Source organism: Leclercia tamurae, assembly GCF_025566055.1.
GTDB lineage: Bacteria > Pseudomonadota > Gammaproteobacteria > Enterobacterales > Enterobacteriaceae > Enterobacter > Enterobacter tamurae.
This window is the reverse complement of sequence record NZ_JAMHKS010000048.1, coordinates 1-1,205: the sequence shown is the minus strand read 5'-3', so window position 1 is coordinate 1,205 and position 1,205 is coordinate 1. Positions and strand designations below refer to the sequence as shown.

The window sequence follows — 1,205 nt, the reverse complement described above, 5'->3', positions numbered from 1 at the left end:
GTAGATACTGTTATGCCACGCAAGCATTTTCCTGATGCAATGTGGCATCGAACGGGCGTCCTGATTTCAGGACGCCATACGCCACCTGCGCCAGCTTGCGCATCATCGCTCCGATTATCAGCTTCGCTCCCTTGCCGTTCTTTTCCAGACGCGCCCTGAACGCTTTTCCCCACTCCGTTTTGTACAGCGCCACCATCGCGGGCATATACAGCGCCCTGCGAAGCGAGACATGGCCAGCCTTACTCATCCTGCTCGCCCTGTTTACGCTACTTCCGGATTCATGCTGCCGTGGTGTCAGCCCTGCGAACGCCGCGAACTGCCGCGCCTGACCGAACCTGTCCTTCAGCCCCACATACGCCAGCAGTACGGCGGACGTCTTTTCACCGATACCCGGTATGCTGTCCAGCAATTTTCGCCGGTGCTTCAGGTCCGGGTCGTCATCCGTCAGGTCCTTTATCTGTTTCTCCAGCCGCTTCAGCTCCGCTTCCAGCCACAGAAGGTGCGCGTCGATGCTCGGCATCTGCACCTCCCGCGCCGTTTCCCGGCGGTTCAGTTCCTGCGTGTGCATGTCCGTCAGGGACTGATGCCGCAGCACCAGCGCCCGCAGGGCTCGCTCCACCGGATGCGGGGCTTCCCACGCCGCCGGACGCTTCTGCCGGCAGAACTCCGCCAGCATGCGGGCATCGACGGCATCGGTTTTACTGCGCAGGCCTTCACTCTGTGCAAAGGCCCTGCCCAGAGCCGGGTTGATGACAGACACAGTGAATCCTGCATCGCTAAGGGCCGCCGCAGCATCTTCCATATAGGTGCTGGTGGCTTCCATGCAGATATGCCCCGGGGTCACGTCATGGCTGCGCAGCCAGCTGACCAGTTCGCCGTGGCCCTTCGGGGTGTTGGCAAATTTTTTGCTGCGGTGACGGCCATCAGGGCGCAACACATCGACATCCAGCTTAGCTTTGGAGACATCGATACCAATGAAGTGAAGTTCCTGTTCCATAGTGAAACCAACCTTGTGAATGCGGATTACCGGGAAAACCGGTCCATGATACTGTCCGGTTTGTCACTTGTGGAGAAGGGGCAGCCCACTGCAGGGATCTACAATACAGGCTCGTGGCCTGAGGCCGGGTACGGCATGTGGACTGCATGGCAGAAAGAACTGGCCGGTTCTTTCTGCACGAAAGGATAATACAAGGCCGGGTAAGGCG

At 59.3% G+C, this 1,205-nt stretch carries 1 protein-coding gene; it reads right to left on the bottom strand.

What is annotated here, in order from left to right; translation table 11 throughout:
* Positions 1 to 10 precede the first annotated feature (10 nt).
* A complete protein-coding gene (locus tag M8318_RS00265; protein WP_262660581.1) occupies positions 11 to 997 on the bottom strand; it encodes a transposase in 987 nt (328 codons plus the stop codon).
* Between the last annotated feature and the right edge of the window lie 208 nt (positions 998 to 1,205).

Coding starts and splice junctions, on each gene's coding strand:
- M8318_RS00265 (WP_262660581.1), bottom strand. CDS start 997: ATGGAACAGGAACTTCACTTCATTGGTATCGATGTCTCCAAAGCTAAG.